The sequence below is a fragment of the Neobacillus jeddahensis genome (genome assembly GCF_000612625.1).
In the GTDB taxonomy this organism is placed as follows: Bacteria; Bacillota; Bacilli; order Bacillales; family Cytobacillaceae; genus Neobacillus; species Neobacillus jeddahensis.
Genome location: NZ_CCAS010000025.1, coordinates 1 through 17067 on the forward strand (window position 1 = coordinate 1; position 17067 = coordinate 17067).

The window sequence follows — 17067 nt, forward strand, 5'->3', positions numbered from 1 at the left end:
TAAAATCATTTCAAACAGTAACCGCCAGTCATAGTACTCCACAATATAACCGGATAAAGTCGGTCCGATCGCTGGGGCCGTAATCATAACTAAGCCGAAAACTCCCATCGCGGCACCACGTTTTTCACGAGGAAAGCTGACCAACATAATATTCATTAACAAAGGTCCCATGACCGAAGATCCTGCTGCCTGCACCATACGTCCAGCAAGTAATACCCCAAAGTTTGGCGCAAACGCTGCTAAGGCAGTCCCGAGGGTGAAAATCACCAGCGATGTAATAAATAAACGCCGGTTCGAAAAACGTGTTAATAAAAAGGCTGATGCCGGAATTAGCACCCCGCTGACCAGCATGTAGCCTGTAGACAGCCACTGAACCGTCGAATAATCCTTAATTTCTAAATCCACCATGATCGAAGGCAGTGCCACGTTTAATAATGAGTTATTTAAAAACGAAACAAACGCACCAACAAACAAGATCGCAATCATTAAATATGGTGGTTTTTTTGGTTGTAATGCTGAATCCATATTTCCAATCCCCTTTTTTCATGTAAATTAATGTTTGTAAAATAACAGCCTTTCCGCTACGGAATGCGGCTGAACTCATTGAACTTTCTCTCTTTGCTGCAAGGCCGTTTACATAGCTGTGCATTGATACCCTGGCCTTGAAGTTTTTCCACTAACCTTTTCAAATTGACCGTCTCCCTTCTAGGTACCTCTGGCGAATCCATTACTGTTCTTCCTTCAGAAGCCCTCTTTTTAGCAGTTCAAGTTGAAGAATATACGTTTTTGTGGCCTCTTCATCCGTCAGTTCCTTTACAAACATTTGCACAAGGTTTTGAAAGGTGACAGCCATGATAATTTTAATCACCTGATGCAGCTCTTTTTCATCGTGAATGTTCAATTGCTCTTGGTTGATTGAGCTGATCATCTGCTGATACTGGTTTTTTTGATTTTCTTCGTACACATGATTGGCTAATGTATTTTCAAGCTTATAATTCATATTTAAAAAGGCATGCTTAAAAAAGTTTTGGTTTTCTTGACTCATTTGGTTCTTAGCCATATACCGGAATGATTCGATAAACGTATCAAATAAATTTCCTTCCCGCTCCTTCAGGATGGCCATAAATCGTTCATTATTCTTCTTAGAGAATTGATTTAACATGTAAAAGTATAAATCCTCTTTCCCCTCAAAGTATTGATAAAAACTGCCTCTAGGGATTCCTGCACACTTGATAATATTGGCGATCGACGCTTCATGTAACGGGACTCTAGAAAACTCCTTTTTGGCAGCTTGAAGTAATGTATCCTGTTTGTCTTTTGATAAGTGTAAGAATGTTGGTTTCGGCATCATAATTCCCCTATCTCAAAAAGTGACATCGTGTCATAACTGAATATAAAGTATTCTATATGACACCGTGTCATATGTCAACATAAAAAAATGACATCATGTCATAATATTTTTCCATCGAATTCCTTTAACGCGTTAAACTTTAGCTGAATGGGGGTCAGGCCCCCATTCGCGCTTTTATTTCAGGAATACTGAGTCCTTGCTGTTTTAGTTCTTTTATTTCGTTGAGTTTGGCAATGGCTTCTACTCGAGGGAAGCGGCGGGTCAGGTTTTCATGTTCCTGCACAAACGGAAGCATGCCTTCTTCTGTATAGAATTTCAGCGTGCTGTACCGGGATCCGGTTAAGCGGACTAGCTCCCCAATCGACACAAATTCCGATGCCAGTATTTTTTCCATTGATCGTTGTCGGGACATTTCCATTCCCCTTACTATAAAGATAGTGGATATTTTCGTAACCGAACACCATGTACCGCAACCTGATAATACGGCGTCGCAGATGGTACAGCTTCATATAAAACATTGTCAATCTTAACAAGTGGGACTTCACCCTCACGGATAACCGTAAAATCGTGACCCTTTTCTTCTATCCTCACTTTTAGATCACGCAACCGATCCTTTTTATTGGGAAAAATCTCTTCTGTCTCAATAAAAATCGACTGCGAGCGTTCCAGAACAGGGAAAATAAAATTGAGCCCTGAACCGGTGGGAGTAGACATAACATCCCTTTTTATCTTCAGAAAATTTTTATAGGCTGTTTCAATGAATTTGTGAATCGTGATCGGCAAAATCTGTTTGGCCAATGCGCTATCCTCCAGTAATTGTTGAATCTGTACTGCCACCCGTTTCAATTCCTCCCTCGAAAAAAGGTCATACAGACAGCTGCTTTCTCGCAGCAACCATAGCATGAGGATCGCTTCATCTGTCATGGTTCCCTCTTCTAAAATTTCCGCACGAAGGCTTTCGATCAATCTTGTATAGAGTTCTGGATGGCTGCGGTATTCCTTCATCGATATTCCAGCTGTGACAAATTCCAAATCACAGCCAAGCAGCGCGGGAATTTCTTCTATCGCTTGAGCTTCCTCTAAGGAAGCAGCGAAAGCTTGTTCCATCTCTTTTAAATGACCCTTGGATAGTCTGAGCACTTTTGTTAGATAGTGCGAAAGTGTACCACTAATCACCTCTTTTTTACCCAAAAGCGTCTTTAACACTTTTTCTTGATAGCTGGGCATCGAAGAATGTCCCAAATCCTGCTTGGTAAAAGAAAGGATTTCACCCGTCCTTGAAAAGCCATTGTCCAAATATATTTCTAAAATTGCTGCAGCAGCCATGCACCGCAATGATACCTTTTTTGTGGTTGTTAAATGAAGACTGTCCTGAGCATTGAGTGCGATCAAAGAAAAGTTTTGTGCAAAACGTAGTTCCTTCATACTGATACTCCCCTTCATTGAATAGTGAGAAACACTGATTAGTTACTACTTACTACTTACGATTTAAGAATATCAGAATGGAAAAATAATGTAAATGGGAGGTGAAAAGAAAAAGCGGGAAAATGGAACGGATTAATAAAGTGGAATAATAGAACTAGAGAAGGCGACTAATGCCCATGAAACATGGGGAAAATGAAAAACGGTAACTAGAGAAGACGACTTAGGCTAAGTTTAATAGACGAAACCCTTTCATTCATGAAACTCCCCCCCAAAACACCATGACAGCCGAAAAATGTGTGCTTACTAGCATTAGTCCCGCCGACTTTCGCCCACGCCAGTTGCAGGAACATCCCGTCTTCCCTTACAACCTCCCCCCGCCAAATGGAATCCTGACAATAAATGTACTCCCCTTCCCAACTTCACTTACCACCTTAATCGACCCCTTATGTGTTTCAACAATCCACTTGGCAATCGACAGTCCTAAACCGTGGCCGCCCATTTGCCGCGAACGAGACTTATTCGAGCGATAAAAACGTTCAAAAATTCGCTGCGAATCCTCCTTCTTAATGCCAATCCCCGTATCTTGGACCGCGATGCCGAGCTCGGTCCCATCTCCCGAAAGCTCCATCCTCACTTCCCCACCATCCGGCGTGTACTTAATGGCATTATCCAAGAGAATATACAATAACTGTGACAACCTCTCCGCATCGCCCACCGTCGGCAATTCAGTCGGAGCTTGCAAGCTTAACGAAATTTGCTTAGCAGCCGCCAGCGGATGGACCGATTCCACGGCCTTTTCCGCCAATGGAAGAAAATCAAAGCTAGTCGTTTTCAGCTCAATCGTATCCGAATCCGAACGAGCTAACGTTAACAAATCACTGACCAAATGAGTCATTCGCTTCACTTCCTCCCTCATATGAGACAAGAGCCTCCCGGTAAAATCCTCCTTCTGCGGCTCCAGCGTCATTTCCATTGCATCCACAGAAGACAGGAGCACACTTAAAGGCGTCCGCAGTTCATGGGAGGCGTCTGCGACAAATTCGCGTTGTCGTATAAACGCCTTGTGAATCGGCACCATCGCCCGCTTCGACATCGACACACTTATAAAGATCGCAATTCCGAAAAAAATGACCCCTAAGGCCGCCAGAATCACGAGCATCCAATGAAACAACTGATAGGCAAACGAAATATCCTTTCCAATATAAAGCTGGCCAATCAATTGCCCCTTCACATAAATCGGGTGACTGGCAATCATCAAATGGAGATCTTCCGCACCCTCGGCAGGATGAAATTCGCTCCTGGAACCTCTCGCCTTCGCATTTTCCACATGGAGTGTCTCTTTTCGCACGTCCCCATTTGGTGAAGTCCCTCCGTTCAGCAGCTGCAATATAGACGGCCGTAAGCGCTGATTGGCTTCATTTCCCATCAGGATTTCGCCTTTCGGATTGACAACATAATTGAAGAACTGATTCACCCCCGCAAATACTACCTCCTGATTTTCCGCACTATAGACGTCCCCTTGTTCGTTCTGCCCCATATACTCCTCTAAAAAGCTCGCTTCCTGATTGACTAAGGTTTGCAGCTCCTGCTCCTGATTCCTTAAGATCACCACATAAAGAACGGTATACACGATGACAATAAAGAGTATCAGAAAAAGAATTAACAGGCCGCTATAGATCCGCGTCAACCGGCTTTGCGTGCTTTTAAAAACATCCTTTTCACGAAAATGAGTAAACGCACGCAGGAACGAAAGAAGATTAGCACTCAAGTTTATACCCTACCCCTCTTATACTCTGAAGCAGATTTTTTTTCCCGAACGATTGTAATTTTTTGCGGATTAATTTTACCGTCGCATCAATTGTTTTCAACGCGACATCTGAATCCAATCCCCAAACCCGTTCGAGGATGACCTCACGTGGAAGGACTTGACCTTTATTTTGCACTAAAAAATCAAAAAGTTGAAATTCGCGGGGACTCAATTGAATGTGATCACTTCCCAACCGAACAGTAAAGCTTGTCCGATTTAACACCAAATCCGCCATCACGACTTCCTCTTCAAAAATCGGTGCATAGTTTCGGCGGGATAGGGCGCGAAGACGGGCCAGCAGCTCATCAATTTCGAACGGTTTAACTAGATAATCGTCGGCGCCCGCATCCAATCCCTCGATCCGATTTTCGACCGTATCCTTTGCCGTTAACATCAAAATGGCGCCCGAGTACCCTTCCTTCCGCAGCTTGCGGCACACCGCAACGCCCGTTTCATTCGGCATCATCCAGTCCATAATCACGACATCATAATGCGAGGAGGCCGCATAATAGTAGGCATCCTCCCCATCCTGGACCCACTCGACCTTGTAGCCGCCCTTTTTTTGTAGCATATATTCAATTAATTCACCCAGCCTGACATCATCTTCAGCTAATAGAATATTCATATCGAAAACTCCTTTTGAAAAGTTCTACTCCCTAAATCCTACCTGAGCAAGCTTAAGACCAGCTTAAAAAGTAGAGCCTTTTTCCCAGAAAAAGAAAACAGAGGCGTAGTTCGTCGAAATGCACAGCTTTTTGACTGTAATACTTTGGCTCCGAAGCTTTTCTTAGTGCACTCACGCATAACAGGAAATTTTTACCTATACAAAAAAAGAAGCACCACTCTTTTCTAGTGGTACTTCCATCCCTATTCATTCTTATAAGTCTGCCACTTTCTCGTTCTTCAGCTTTTCCAATTCCTGATTCAGCTCGTCCTCGTTCACATAACTGCTGTAGGCCGCATCGAACTGGGCCAACGGAGTCGAGAACTGATTACCGGCCTGTGCCTCTGCTTCCATGAACAGAATCCGTTCCTCGGCGCGGGCCACACCTCTCGCAATCGTATCAGTTTGGAAGGAAACCGTTGTGTTTTGAATTTGTTTCATCGACTGCGCCACATTTGCACGGGAGGCCAATAAGATTTTCTTATGTTGTAATAGGTTATACGTATCCTTAAGCTCGTCCAATTTTTCGATCAAGATTTGCGTTTGGCCCTGAATCGCTGCAAGCTGCTCCTGATAAAGCTCGAGCTGCTTTTCATGGGTCAGCTTTTCCTGCACGGCTAATCGTGCCATCGCATCTTCGCCTTGGTCGATCGCAAGCTTCGCCTGGCGCGTTCTCTTGTCCACCAATGCTTTCGTTTCTAAGATGAGTGCCGCTTGTTTTTTCTCTACAAAAATTTGTCGGGCCAACGCCTTCTGCCCTTTGACAATTTCTTGTTCCATTTCTCGAGAATACTCATTTAACATCGCAATGGGATCCTCAATCCCGTCTAGTAATCCATTGAGTTCTGCCTTCGTAATCGTCTTGATTCTTTTAAAAATACCCATGCTACTCATTCTCCTTTTTTGTTAGTAAATTTTTTTCCCACTGATCTAATAGACTTGCCTGTTGGTTGCTAACCGGTATATGTGAACCCACAAGAGAGGTGTCAATAAACTGTTTCATCGAAGTTGCCTTTGCTCTCTTTCTCATCCATCTGATTAGTAAAAAGAGGACAGCTAGTCCAATAAAGAGGAAAAGCCATGGGAATCCCCCATCATGCTGGGGACCGTTCATCATTTGGTGCGGGCCGAAGCCGCCACCTCTAGTCATCATTCCACCATGCCCATGTCCGTGTGGTCCTCTAGCATATCCACTATTTCCTGCAAACAGATGATGGAGTATGCTGATGCCAAATACAGTCACCGCAATCAGGACACCCCAGAAAATACCTTTCTTCTTTTTCGTATTCATCTCGTTTCCCTCCTTTCGCTACTTGATAATATGAATTCTAATAGACAATGGTGAAAACTTGGTGAAAAGGAAAACTAGCAAAAAAAATTGTGTGCATCACCGCACTAACGGGGTGGGGGTCAGGCCCCCACCCTAATGGCATCGCTTACTTGTAATCGCTCTATAAAGGTTCAATTTTATGTCACAAATATTGTGAAATTATTCACAAACTGGTGATATACTAACATCATCAAGTTGTTAATTAAGTAACTTCAGTACTCGAGTCTAGCATTTACTATTTTTCATTTACATTCCACCACATAAAGGAGATTACCATCATGGAAAACAGAAATAGAAAAGTAAATCGCGTTGTCTTAGTCGGAACAGGAGCAGTAGGCTGCAGCTATGCCTATTCAATGATCAATCAAGGAGTCGCTGAAGAACTCGTTCTTATCGATGTGAACGAGGCAAAAGCAGAAGGTGAAGCAATGGACTTGAACCACGGCATCCCATTTGCCCCATCGCCAATCAACGTCTGGAGCGGTTCATACCAAGATTGTGCAACAGCAGACCTCATCGTTATTACAGCGGGATTGGCGCAAAAGCCAGGCGAAACCCGCTTACAATTAGTAGAAAAGAACACAAAAATCTTTAAAGAAATTGTAAAAAACATTATGGCGAGTGGATTTGACGGTATCTTCTTAGTGGCCACCAACCCCGTCGACATCCTAACCTATGTGACTTGGAAAGAATCTGGCCTGCCAAAAGAACGTGTTATCGGATCCGGTACCGTATTAGATTCCGCCCGTCTTCGCTTTCAGCTTGGGAAACATTTCAACATGGATACAAGAAACGTGCATGCCTATATCATTGGCGAACACGGAGACACAGAACTACCAGTATGGAGCCGTGCTTCCGTCGGGGTTGAAAGATTGGAAGAACTTGCAGCAAGCAATGGTGAACTACACAAAGACAGTTTAGAACAAATCTTCGTGAACGTCCGTGACGCGGCCTACCATATCATTGACCGAAAAGGTGCCACCTTCTATGGAATCGGCATGTCTCTCGTTCGCATTACGAAAGCCATTTTAAATAATGAAAACTGCATTCTAACCGTTTCTTCTTATCTAGATGGACAATACGGACAACAAGATGTCTTTATCGGCGTTCCTGCCGTCATTAACCGCGGCGGAATCCGTGAAGTCCTTGAAATTCAGCTAAATGAAAAAGAAACAGAGCAATTTAACCACTCCGTTAAGGTATTGAAAGAAACAATGAAGCCTGTACTCTAGTCTAAAATTCGCTCCTTACTTGAAATCATGAAAGCAGATGATTAGGATGAAATCGATCAATCATACAAAAAAAGGATATTTTATGATGGCTGTGTTATGGCTGGCCTATGTAACCTTTGCCATGAACTGGGTCGCTGGCTCCTCCTTGACGCCACAAATCACTGAAACGTTTTTTGGCGGACCGGTTGATCCGATAATTTCTCAGCTCGTGAATTATTCAATTACGACAGCACGTGTTTTTGCCAACATCCTCGCCGCAATCGTGCTGATGAAATTAGGGCCGCGAAAAGCGGCCGGTACGGCAATTGGACTCCTGATGATGGGACTAGTCGCGATTTACTTGCCGAATTACTGGGCCTATACCGTCGCGCGGATGGTCATGGCCGTTGGGGGCTCGATGGTCATTGTCTATATGAACCCTGTCGTTGCCCACTATGTGAAAAATGCTCAGGTTAAGCTGCGCATTAATGCCGCCAATACTGTCGCTTATAATGCCGGAGCCTTTATTGTCGCTATTTTATTTACGGTTTTTGCCAAGCAAATGGTTAGTAACTGGCGCGTAACGTTAACGTTTTTTGCCTCATTAACCATCTTGTTTTTCATCGCCTGGTTGTGGAAGGCTGAGACTTTTGAAACGCAAGAAACGGGTGGTACTGTTGAAAAGTTTGGCTACAAAGATGCGCTCAAGGACGGGTTCCTGTGGCGCTATGGCCTAGCCTTTGCTTCCTTTTTAACCCTATATGTATTATCATTGGTCAGCTTTAAAGCAATTTTTGATCAATATACGTTGTTAAATGGTTCTGTGACGAACCTATTAATTTCGGGCTTTGGGATTCTCGGAACATTTGCTGGAATTCGAATTGGGAATAAAGGAGTTCCCCGTAAGCCAATCCTGTTGTTCTCAGGGATTGTCATGGTCGGAACGTTTGCCCTAGCGATCGTGTTCGCGAACAAAGTTCCACTTCTCTCTTACACGCTCATTGCAATTTCGGGGTTTGCGATGTATATTCAATACCCAATCTTTTTGAATCTTCCCCATGAATTAAAAGGGATGACGCCACAAAGATTGACGATTATGTTCGGCTTATTCTGGGCAATTGCCTATGCAGGTCAAACAATCGCGACGATTGCCTGGAGCTATATTTTAGGCCATTCTGGCTATACGCCAGCGATGATTTTCTTTATCGCCGCCTCCAGTTTGTATATCTTTCTGGTTGCAACGTTCCCAGAAACAAAGCTAAAGCAAGCAGCTATACGAAAAGCAGCATAAGTGGCGAAAAAACAGACTCTGGTCTGTTTTTTTTTTGAAAAAGAAAGATTCATACAAAAATAAAGAGGGATTCTACAAAATTCTAGGATTATTTTACAAAAATTTAAGTTATTCAACAAAAATAAGCAATAATCCTACAATTAATAGGTGGATTTACCAAGAGACAAACCTAACGCACTGGGGGACAGGTCCCCCTATGACTTATGTCCTGTTTTTTGTATAATAATAGGAAAAACTATCAATCTATGAGGCCTGAAAATGAAACCTAAATTTGCTTTTGTCTCTCCACCCGCTTCCGATGAACAAAAACAATTACTCGAAAAACACTTATTCACTGAAAACATCCAGCGTTGTAAGCTTTTTGCTAGGATCGTCATTCTTTTTGAAGCCATTCTGATCATCATGAATGTGTCATCCACCTTAACCAACCAAGGAACATTTGCCTTCAATACCTATTTCGTGCTCTATCTCTTGTTATTAGTTATGAGTACGTTCATGCTTGCTTACATCCGCAGGTTTGAAAAAAAGACCTCTTACACAGAACGACAATATCAACGATTCAAATTAGGGTTATTAAGTTTAGTGAATTTCTTCTTAGTATGGGGTGCCGTTGTGACACTAGTGGATCAAAAAGAATATGGACATGTCATGGCATTTGCGGTGAACTTCATGTGCGTATCAGTACTTTTTCACGCTTCCAATCGGACTATCCTGAAGCTATACATTCTGCCCCTTACCGTGTTACTGATTGGATTACCTTTTTTCCAACCATCCAATGCTATCTTAATGGGGCATTATATCAATCTTTCTGTTTTTCTATTTTTTTGTTGGCTGGCTTCAAGAATGTTATATAGAAGTGATGCGACTAATTTTTTCACTAAGCTACTCTTGACTGAAACCAATCAAAGTCTCGCATCGAAAATGGAGGAAAATAAAAAGATCAATCAGGAATTGGCAAAGGTAAATGAACAACTGAAGAAATTGACGATTATTGATGAGTTAACCACGATTCCGAACCGAAGAGGATTCCAACAGTATATTCGTGAAAGATTGAATCACACTACTGATAATCTAAAACTGACTTTGATGATGATTGATATCGATGCCTTTAAATTGTTCAATGATCATTATGGACATCTTGAAGGAGATCACGTGATCAAGTCGGTGGCCCAAAGCATCCAAAACTGCCTCCATTCCTCCTCAAGCATCACGGCTCGCTTCGGAGGGGAAGAATTTGTGATAGCTTTATTTGAGTGGAGGGATGAGGAAATAGACCAACTTGCGGAACACATCAGAGAGGCTGTCTTTGACATGAAGATTCGGCATGACTATTCCCCCGTGACGAATCATGTGACGATTAGCATTGGTCATGCCACGGGGTATGTGAACAATCAAATAGAAGTAAAATTGTTAATGGAGCAGGCCGATCAAGCCCTTTACCAGTCGAAAGCAAACGGGCGGAATCGTGTCGAGGGATTTGCTAGTCAGATCACTATGCGCTAGTTCGGAAAAAAACAGCTCCTTATTGGGAAATTGAAGTATCATAAAATGTATGTTATTTTATCCAATATTAACTATAATGATAGAAAAAAAGATAGGTATAATAGGGGGCGCAATAACGTGGGTTTATTTCAAGGTATAAGGAAGTTTGTAGGAAAAGTAGCAGGAGTAGTAATAACTAACGGAAAAATTAGAGGAATATCCACTAGAACACAGCAATTCTAAGGAACCATAAATAGATTCAACTACAACTGCAAATTGAAGTAAAGGTTCCCAAAATCATGGGAACCTTTTATGCGTTATGAATGGCTTCAATCACATGAAATAAATGTGGAATAGAGTTGTTCTAGAATCTCCTCAGGCGAATAACCACGGACATCCTTTTGGAAAAAATAAGCTTCACTGCTTAAAGCCATTAGCACCATATCAGCCTTAAAGACACTGTTTGGACGAGTCTGCTTATTTGCCGCCATCTCGTCAAATAACTCTACCATTAATTGATGCAATTCTACATATAGGGGGCTTTGCGTTCGAGACCAATGTGGTTTGGTTGACTTGGTTTCCTCAACACCTGTCAGCAATTGTGCTTTTCTTTCTCTGAACTGGATAAAAAAGCTAAGAATTCCTTTCAACCTTTGACTTGGTGGAGCTGTCTCGTTCTCCTTCAAGTACACTTCAATATCTTCGAAAAATAGATCTATGCTGTCTTTAATTAATTCTAGACATAATTCACCTTTATTCCGAAAACGGCGATAGAGCGTTCCCGGTCCAATCTGTGCTTCTATGGCAATTTGATTCATGCTTACCTGTTCAACACCATGTTGTTCAAATAGCCGATGAGCTGTATCCAATATGAACTGCCGATTCTTGGCCGCATCACGACGTTCCGTGCGAGGTTGGGATAGAAGATCTTCATTCATCCTATTGTCACTCCCTAAAATAGTATTTCACATCGCTTGACAAACGGAGAGTTCTCCATTTATTCTAAAAAAAGGAGAACTCTCCGTTTAATTTTAACCCAAAAGGGAGGCATTTTCAACGTATGCAAAATCAAGCGAATAAAACCGCGTTGTTAGTCATGGATCTACAAAATGGGATTGTTTCCCGTTACGGCGAAACGCCAGAGGTGCTTCAACCGTTCCAAAAAGCGATTGAAGCGGCTCGTCAAAACGAGATTCCCGTTATTTATGTCAGGGTCGGGTTTAGCGAGGGCTATCCCGAGGTCAGCCCACAAAATAAGATATTCTCAGCTATTTCTAAACATGGCGGAATGACTCTATCGGATGCTTCCACACAAATTCACGAAGCAGTTCAGCCCAACCCAAATGAACCAGTGGTGACGAAGTACCGCTTTAGCGCCTTCGCTGGAAGCACTCTGGAAGTCATCCTTCGTGCCCAACAGATCGATACGCTTGTCCTCAGTGGGATTTCCACAAGTGGTGTTGTACTATCTACATTGAGGGAAGCGGCAGATAAAGACTTTTCCCTTACCGTACTTTCAGATGCCTGTCTCGATGCGGATTCCGAGGTTCACCGCGTTCTGATGGAAAAGGTATTCCCTCGCCAAGCAGATGTGCAGACGGTTGACGCTTGGATTGGCACTTTGAATTGAATCGAACTTTAGAAAATTGTTTCGTTAACCAACAAGCGCCACTTAAGGTCTCGACCTAAGGTGGTGCTTATTAGGCTTTACACACATGGTAAATACAGAAGCTAACGACGAAGGGAGAGTGGAAATTCATGCCGATTTGGAAAAGAAATTTAATTGTCTGTTGGTTTGGGTTGTTCGTATCAAGTGTAGGCATGAGCCAGATTGTTCCCGTATTACCGCTCTATATTAAGCATCTAGGTGTCGACAATACTGCTGATATCGCTCAACTTTCAGGATTTGCCTTTGGGGCTACTTTTATCCTTTCCGCCATTTTTTCACCTATTTGGGGAAGTGCCGCTGATAAATACGGGCGCAAACTCATGCTCATACGGGCAAGTCTCGGTATGGGAATTGTGATCGGTTGTATGGGGTTTGCACAAAATGTCTATGAACTGATTGGATTACGATTATTGCAAGGGGTGATCACCGGGTATTCTTCTGCCTGCATGGCTTTGATTGCCACTCAGACAGATAAAGAACATGCTGGATTTGCTCTTGGTACCCTTTCAACTGCCAGTACGGCCGGAGGTTTGATTGGCCCATTGATTGGTGGTTATTTGGAAGAGAGCGTTGGCTTGCAATATGTCTTTTTCATCACCGGTGCCTTGTTGCTGATTTCATTTATTGCCACTGCTTTATTTGTAAAGGAATCCTTTACGCGGCAAGAGAAGGAGGTCCTTCCTTTTAAAGAGATTTGGAATCAGGTTCCAGAAAAAAATTTAACGATTACCTTATTTGTCACCTTTTTTGTCCTAAGTTTAGCCCTTTATTCAATAGAACCTGTCATCACCATTTATATTACGCAGTTAACAGAGAACTCTAACCATGTTGCGTTGTTAGCCGGAATGGCCTTCTCTGCTTCAGGACTAGCCAGTATTATTGCCGCGCCAAGGCTTGGCAAATTGTCGGATAAGCTTGGGGCGCAAAAAGTAATCTTAGTGGCACTAATCGTGGCGGGATGTATGTTTATTCCTCAAGCCTTTGTAAAAAATCCTTGGCAGTTAATGATTCTCCGCTTTTTATTAGGCTTAGCTTCGGCAGGATTAATTCCGTCCGTTAATACCCTGCTTAAGAATATTACCCCCGCTTCCCTTACTGGAAGAGTTTTTGGCTTTTCCATGTCGGCAGGGTATTTAGGTGTCTTTGGAGGCGCAACTCTTGGTGGGCAGGTGGCCGCCTATTTTGGGATCAAATCGGTATTCTTTATTACCAGTGCCTTATTACTACTAAATGCGGTTTGGGTTTATTTTACGATCTATAAAAAAATGAGTCTGAAACAATCGGCATCATAAGCCAGGAATCGACCAGATTCCTCAGCCGTGATACTATTCAAACGTTTAATTAGGGACAGGCTAAACGTTGCTATCGCAGGGTTTTTCACCATTCCGCCATAAATAAGTTGTCTACCAATCTTCAAAAGTAACAACAATATTCCCCAGAAAATGATTTACTTCGCAACAGATACGAATTGGGGTCAGGCCCCCGCCGCTTTAAAGCGGTGGGGGCCTGACCCCACAACCTATAAGACAAAATTTCCGACGACATAATAGCTTGCATAAAGTGTTTGCCCCAGCAGAACTAGGCCTAACATCATCGATGGCACCCACTTTACCTTAGCTGCAATTCCCTTATTTTTGCGTGTAGCAAAACTTTCCTTACATAAAGATAGAGCGGTTAACACGGATTGAACCAACATGTAGGATCCTAGAAAAATAGCGGTTGGCTTGATTGCCAGGTCATAACCAAAATAGATGGGAGTCACGAGCAGGGCGATGAAGGTCAATGCCCAGACAAATTCCAAGAAGTGGCGGAGCCAACATACGAGCGCGACCGCAATTAGACCGCTCAGCAGATAGAGAATCCACTCATAGCGATGGATCGAAACGAGATAAAATAATCCAATCGCCGCCAGCGACGCAACCGTATAACTCAGATACGAAATCAAATCATGCTTCAACGTGCTCGTCTTCTCGATCACCTCGCCCTCCTCATGCTTGATCAAGCGAATTCTTTTCCGACCGCCAATCAAGGCCCGCACCACTTCATGCAGAAGCGTGTAACAAAGTGACAGATACGTCCCGACAAATGGAATCCTCGTGATCACTAAAGCGGCCGCCAAATACACAATAATAGGCAATGATGAAACCATATTCATATTCACATTCACATTTATTCTCCTTTCCTTTTTAGCTAATAAAAGGAAGCACCAACGACTATCATGGTGCTTCCTCCTCGTTCATCAACCTTACACAAGTAACTCTTTTTCCTTTTTGAGTCTCTCTAGTTCACTAGTTAATTCTTCCTCGTTGACATAGGCTGACTCATATTTTACCAGCGGATTTACAAACTGCTGGCCGGCTTGAACTTCCGCCTCCATTAAGAGAATTTGGTCTTCAGCCCGGGTCACCCCATGTAAAATCGTGTCCGTTTGGAAGGAAGTCGCTGCTTTTTGCATTTGTTTCATCGACTGCGCCACGTTGGCCCGCGAAGCTAGAAGGATTTTCTTATGCTGCAATTCATGATACGTTTGCTGAAGCTCAGTCAGCTTCTCCGTTAAACTTCTCGTTTGTGCTTGAATCGCTTCATATTGCTGCTCATACATGTCTAGCTGCTTGTCATGCGTCAATTTTTCTTGGACTGCTAGTTTAGCGATGCTCTCCTCACCTTGTCCAATGGCAAGCTTCGCCTGACGTGTTCTTTTTTCTACCAATGCCTTGGTTGCTTGAATGAGCGCAGCCTGTTTGTTCTCAACGAAATACTGACGGGATAATGCTCGTTGCGCCTTGCCCATCTCAAGTTCCATTTCACGAGAGTATTCATTTAACATGGCAATTGGATCTTCGCATTTGTCGAGCCAGCCATTCAAATCTGCCTTTGCCATTGTTTTTACTCTTTTAAAAATACCCATTTTACTGATTCTCCTTTTTTATCATTAGATTTTTTTCCCATTGCTCTAACACATGTGCATTCGAATTCGTTAACGGTTTATGTGAACTCATGATTGATGTATCAATAAATTGTTGCATGGCCGCGGCCTTGGACTTTCTTCGGAGCCCTTTTCCAACTAGTACCAAAACCGTGATACCGATCAGGATGAAGACTACGATCCACAGCCAAGCAAAACCGCCAGGCTGCGGGTGACCCATCATGTGATGAGGCCCCATTCCACCATCGCGCGGCCCCATGCCCATGCCACCTTGTTCATGTCTATAAGGACCGGCAGCGAGAGCGCTGGCACCTCCGAATAGATAGTGAACTAGATTCATAACTAGGATCATTGCCGCAATGATTCCACCCCAGAATATACCTTTTCTCACCTTTGGATTCATCGCTTTCTGACCTCCTTCCGTTATTGATAATAGTAGTTTAGTAGAGTTTGGTGAAAATTTAGTGAAACGGGGCGAGGGGAAAAAATTATTTTTAAAAGAGGAAGAAGTAATGGGATCAAAAAAAGTAATTACTCACTTTTTTATTGACATATATTAAAATGTTGGTAATATCATTTATGAGTGACTACTCACTTTTTTTACAAAAGTGATGGCAGTCAGTCTACTATCCGAGAACATATAATTCCTCAACTAATTACAAGGAGGTCGACATGAAAATTTTTAAAAACAAACTGGTAGTGTTATCACCGATCATTGCCTTTGCCGTCTTATTTATTTTTTCACTCACCCTTTTTCCATCCGTTAACATCCAGCCAAAAAATCTGCCGATTGCGATTGTGAATGAAGACCAAGGCATACAAATTCCTGATCAACCGAAGATGAATATGGGAACAACCATTGCTGAAATGATACAAAAAACAGCAGCCACAACCGATGAAGCCCCTGCTGTAAAATGGATTGAAGTAAAAAGCAGCGAAGAAGTCCAAAAGGGATTAGATCAGCAAAAGTATTATGCAGCCTTCATCATTCCCAAGGATTTTAGTGCAAAGCAAGCTTCATTAAGAACGCCCACGCCTTCTTCACCCGAGGTGCAACTATTCATCAATCAAGGCATGAATACCGCGGCTTCGACAATGGCGGGGCAAATATTGAATACCGTCGTTGACAACATCAACAACAATGTTCGGACCCAGCTACTTGAAGGATTTGAAAAACAAGGAGCCACATTGACCACCACACAGGCTGCCAGCCTCGTCGCTCCTATTGCCAAAAAAGTCACCAATGTGAATGAAATTGGGGCAAACAGTGCAAACGGGAATGCGCCTATTTCGTTATTCCAACCACTCTGGATGGCCAGTATCGCCAGTGCCGTGATTATTTTTATGGCGGTTAGTAAACTAGCAGTTAGAACCCGAAAAGAGAACCTTTCCATAAAACTGGGACAAATTTTAGTAGGGGCGTTTGTTTCCTTTGTCGTGGGGTTTGGATTAACCTGGCTCGCAAATGGCATGGTCGGATTGGCTATTCCACAGTTTGGAGATACTGCGTTATTTCTATCGATTACCTGTTTTAGCTTTTTCCTAATGATTTCAGCCGTTCTTTCGTTAGTAGGTATGAAGGGGATCCCGATTTTCGTGTTAATCCTTTTCTTTGGAGCACCATTGCTTGCGTTAGCTCCTGAGATGATGTCTTCCTTTTATCGCGAGTGGATTTACTCCTGGCTGCCGATGCGATTTATGGTCGAAGGCCTTCGCGAATTGTTCTTCTTTGGTAAAAGCTTGAGCTGGAATTCACCTGTATCTACGCTTGTCTGGATTGGGGGAGTGAGTCTCGTTATCGTATTAGGCTCATCTTTAAAGCTTCAGGCAGGAAAACAACAAAAGTCCCAACCAATATTGGAAGGGAATGCCTAGGATCAGAACTGAAAAATCGTCTACTCGGGTGCGTTT

General features: G+C 42.9%; 18 protein-coding genes. 6 read left to right on the forward strand and 12 right to left on the reverse strand.

Annotated features, from left to right (window positions below; all coding sequences use genetic code 11):
* The 8 genes from TY15_RS12400 to TY15_RS12435 all read right to left on the reverse strand — a co-directional run.
* The coding region (locus tag TY15_RS12400; protein WP_042374528.1) for an MFS transporter at positions 1–525 on the reverse strand (525 nt) is incomplete at its 3' end.
* Between the two features lie 202 nt (positions 526–727).
* Complete coding sequence (locus TY15_RS12405; RefSeq protein ID WP_040207507.1) at positions 728–1348, reverse strand: TetR/AcrR family transcriptional regulator; 621 nt, start codon at positions 1346–1348, stop codon at positions 728–730.
* A 157-nt stretch (positions 1349–1505) separates the two neighbouring features.
* A complete protein-coding gene (locus TY15_RS12410; protein WP_040207506.1) occupies positions 1506–1763 on the reverse strand; it encodes a helix-turn-helix domain-containing protein in 258 nt (85 codons plus the stop codon).
* A 14-nt stretch (positions 1764–1777) separates the two neighbouring features.
* Entirely contained in the window at positions 1778–2776 is a 999-nt protein-coding gene (locus tag TY15_RS12415) for a hypothetical protein (RefSeq protein ID WP_040207505.1), read from the reverse strand.
* A 361-nt stretch (positions 2777–3137) separates the two neighbouring features.
* Complete coding sequence (locus TY15_RS12420) at positions 3138–4544, reverse strand: sensor histidine kinase (protein ID WP_042374529.1); 1407 nt, start codon at positions 4542–4544, stop codon at positions 3138–3140.
* On the reverse strand, positions 4534–5208 hold the full coding sequence (locus tag TY15_RS12425) for a response regulator transcription factor (RefSeq protein ID WP_040207504.1): 675 nt from the start codon (positions 5206–5208) through the stop codon (positions 4534–4536). Before TY15_RS12425 ends, TY15_RS12420 begins: the two co-directional genes overlap by 11 nt.
* Before the next feature lie 252 nt (positions 5209–5460).
* The gene (locus tag TY15_RS12430; protein ID WP_040207503.1) at positions 5461–6132 is read right to left on the reverse strand and encodes a PspA/IM30 family protein; all 672 of its coding nucleotides are present in this window, start codon (positions 6130–6132) and stop codon (positions 5461–5463) included.
* 1 nt (position 6133) lies between these two features.
* Entirely contained in the window at positions 6134–6538 is a 405-nt protein-coding gene (locus TY15_RS12435; RefSeq protein ID WP_040207502.1) for a hypothetical protein, read from the reverse strand.
* A gap of 317 nt (positions 6539–6855) precedes the next feature.
* Between TY15_RS12435 and TY15_RS12440 the strand changes: the two genes are divergently transcribed.
* From TY15_RS12440 to TY15_RS23190, 3 genes are all read left to right on the forward strand, one after another.
* Positions 6856–7809, forward strand: coding sequence for an L-lactate dehydrogenase (locus TY15_RS12440; RefSeq protein WP_040207501.1), 954 nt, complete (start codon positions 6856–6858; stop codon positions 7807–7809).
* 46 nt (positions 7810–7855) lie between these two features.
* Positions 7856–9079 carry an MFS transporter gene (locus TY15_RS12445; protein ID WP_040207500.1) on the forward strand — a complete coding sequence of 408 codons (1224 nt, stop codon included), beginning with the start codon at positions 7856–7858 and terminating at the stop codon, positions 9077–9079.
* A gap of 258 nt (positions 9080–9337) precedes the next feature.
* Positions 9338–10582, forward strand: a complete 1245-nt coding sequence (locus TY15_RS23190; RefSeq protein ID WP_052353769.1) for a GGDEF domain-containing protein — start codon at positions 9338–9340, stop codon at positions 10580–10582.
* Between the two features lie 308 nt (positions 10583–10890).
* On the opposite strand, the gene TY15_RS12455 is transcribed toward TY15_RS23190, so the two are convergent.
* Positions 10891–11499, reverse strand: a complete 609-nt coding sequence (locus TY15_RS12455; protein WP_040207499.1) for a TetR/AcrR family transcriptional regulator — start codon at positions 11497–11499, stop codon at positions 10891–10893.
* A 122-nt stretch (positions 11500–11621) separates the two neighbouring features.
* Here TY15_RS12455 and TY15_RS12460 point away from each other — a divergent pair, with 122 nt between their 5' ends.
* Complete coding sequence (locus TY15_RS12460) at positions 11622–12191, forward strand: cysteine hydrolase family protein (protein ID WP_040207498.1); 570 nt, start codon at positions 11622–11624, stop codon at positions 12189–12191.
* A 128-nt stretch (positions 12192–12319) separates the two neighbouring features.
* Positions 12320–13522: a multidrug efflux MFS transporter gene (locus TY15_RS12465; RefSeq protein ID WP_040207497.1), complete on the forward strand. Its 1203-nt coding sequence runs from the start codon at positions 12320–12322 to the stop codon at positions 13520–13522.
* Positions 13523–13749: 227 nt separating this feature from the next.
* Here TY15_RS12465 and TY15_RS12470 read toward each other — a convergent pair whose 3' ends face one another.
* The 3 genes from TY15_RS12470 to TY15_RS12480 form a co-directional block, all read right to left on the reverse strand.
* Positions 13750–14397: a M50 family metallopeptidase gene (locus tag TY15_RS12470; RefSeq protein ID WP_040207496.1), complete on the reverse strand. Its 648-nt coding sequence runs from the start codon at positions 14395–14397 to the stop codon at positions 13750–13752.
* 78 nt (positions 14398–14475) lie between these two features.
* On the reverse strand, positions 14476–15138 hold the full coding sequence (locus tag TY15_RS12475; RefSeq protein WP_040207495.1) for a PspA/IM30 family protein: 663 nt from the start codon (positions 15136–15138) through the stop codon (positions 14476–14478).
* Position 15139: 1 nt separating this feature from the next.
* Entirely contained in the window at positions 15140–15559 is a 420-nt protein-coding gene (locus TY15_RS12480; protein ID WP_040207494.1) for a hypothetical protein, read from the reverse strand.
* A 275-nt stretch (positions 15560–15834) separates the two neighbouring features.
* On the opposite strand from TY15_RS12480, the gene TY15_RS12485 reads away from it, so the two are divergent.
* Complete coding sequence (locus TY15_RS12485) at positions 15835–17031, forward strand: YhgE/Pip domain-containing protein (RefSeq protein ID WP_040207521.1); 1197 nt, start codon at positions 15835–15837, stop codon at positions 17029–17031.
* The last annotated feature ends 36 nt before the right edge of the window (positions 17032–17067 follow it).

What these genes read in the sequence shown, in the direction of transcription:
- TY15_RS12405 (WP_040207507.1), bottom strand. Translation starts at nt 1,348, where the DNA reads ATGCCGAAACCAACATTCTTACACTTATCAAAAGACAAACAGGATACA.
- TY15_RS12410 (WP_040207506.1), bottom strand. Translation starts at nt 1,763, where the DNA reads ATGTCCCGACAACGATCAATGGAAAAAATACTGGCATCGGAATTTGTG.
- TY15_RS12415 (WP_040207505.1), bottom strand. Translation starts at nt 2,776, where the DNA reads ATGAAGGAACTACGTTTTGCACAAAACTTTTCTTTGATCGCACTCAAT.
- TY15_RS12425 (WP_040207504.1), bottom strand. Translation starts at nt 5,208, where the DNA reads ATGAATATTCTATTAGCTGAAGATGATGTCAGGCTGGGTGAATTAATT.
- TY15_RS12430 (WP_040207503.1), bottom strand. Translation starts at nt 6,132, where the DNA reads ATGGGTATTTTTAAAAGAATCAAGACGATTACGAAGGCAGAACTCAAT.
- TY15_RS12435 (WP_040207502.1), bottom strand. Translation starts at nt 6,538, where the DNA reads ATGAATACGAAAAAGAAGAAAGGTATTTTCTGGGGTGTCCTGATTGCG.
- TY15_RS12440 (WP_040207501.1), top strand. Translation starts at nt 6,856, where the DNA reads ATGGAAAACAGAAATAGAAAAGTAAATCGCGTTGTCTTAGTCGGAACA.
- TY15_RS12445 (WP_040207500.1), top strand. Translation starts at nt 7,856, where the DNA reads ATGAAATCGATCAATCATACAAAAAAAGGATATTTTATGATGGCTGTG.
- TY15_RS23190 (WP_052353769.1), top strand. Translation starts at nt 9,338, where the DNA reads ATGAAACCTAAATTTGCTTTTGTCTCTCCACCCGCTTCCGATGAACAA.
- TY15_RS12455 (WP_040207499.1), bottom strand. Translation starts at nt 11,499, where the DNA reads ATGAATGAAGATCTTCTATCCCAACCTCGCACGGAACGTCGTGATGCG.
- TY15_RS12460 (WP_040207498.1), top strand. Translation starts at nt 11,622, where the DNA reads ATGCAAAATCAAGCGAATAAAACCGCGTTGTTAGTCATGGATCTACAA.
- TY15_RS12465 (WP_040207497.1), top strand. Translation starts at nt 12,320, where the DNA reads ATGCCGATTTGGAAAAGAAATTTAATTGTCTGTTGGTTTGGGTTGTTC.
- TY15_RS12475 (WP_040207495.1), bottom strand. Translation starts at nt 15,138, where the DNA reads ATGGGTATTTTTAAAAGAGTAAAAACAATGGCAAAGGCAGATTTGAAT.
- TY15_RS12480 (WP_040207494.1), bottom strand. Translation starts at nt 15,559, where the DNA reads ATGAATCCAAAGGTGAGAAAAGGTATATTCTGGGGTGGAATCATTGCG.